Origin of the sequence: Guyparkeria halopsychrophila (assembly GCF_044582135.1) — a bacterium.
Classification (GTDB): domain Bacteria; phylum Pseudomonadota; class Gammaproteobacteria; order Halothiobacillales; family Halothiobacillaceae; genus Guyparkeria.
In genome coordinates, this window is record NZ_JBDODP010000066.1 from 1 (window position 1) to 599 (window position 599).

Below are 599 nucleotides of genomic sequence, written 5' to 3' on the forward strand. Positions count from 1 at the left end.
GATCCAGGATCGGCGACAGGTAGAGACGTTCGCCTCGGACCTTGAACTCGGTCACGTCCGTGACCCACCTGTGATTGGGACGATCCGTTTCGAACTGCCGCTGCAATCGGTTCGGCGCCGTCACACCCTCTTCACCACGATAGGAGCGGTAACGCTTCGGTCGGAGGCGGCAGGCCAGCCCCAGGCGGCCCATCAGGCGTTGCACTGTCTTGTGGTTCAGCGGATGGCCCTGACGGCGCAACGTCCAGGTGATGCGGCGGTAGCCGTAGCGCCCCCGGTGCTGATGGAAGATGGCGGCGATGCGCCGCTTCTCATCGGCATAGCGGTCTGGCCGGGCAGCGGCCCGGCACCAGTAGTAGTACACGCTGCGGGGCATTCCGGCCGCCTTGAGCAGCCACTTGAGGGCGTGCCTTGGTCTCAGTTCGGTGATCAGCCGCGCTTTTTCTTCTCGACGGATCGCTTTTCCTGAGCCAAGGCCTTCAATTTTTTTAAGTACGCATTCTCCGCTTCCAAATACGCCAAACGTTCATGCAACTCGTCCGTCGTCATGTTTTCCGGCGCCTTGGGGCGCTGGGCAAGCGGCGGCGAATGGGACTTGC

1 protein-coding gene is annotated in these 599 nt (G+C 62.3%); it reads right to left on the reverse strand.

Going from position 1 to position 599, the window contains the following annotated elements; translation table 11 throughout:
- Window positions 1-484, reverse strand: a 484-nt coding sequence (locus tag ABGV18_RS11505) for an IS3 family transposase (RefSeq protein ID WP_396586149.1), incomplete at its 3' end; no start/stop codon positions are given.
- Window positions 485-599 lie beyond the last annotated feature (115 nt).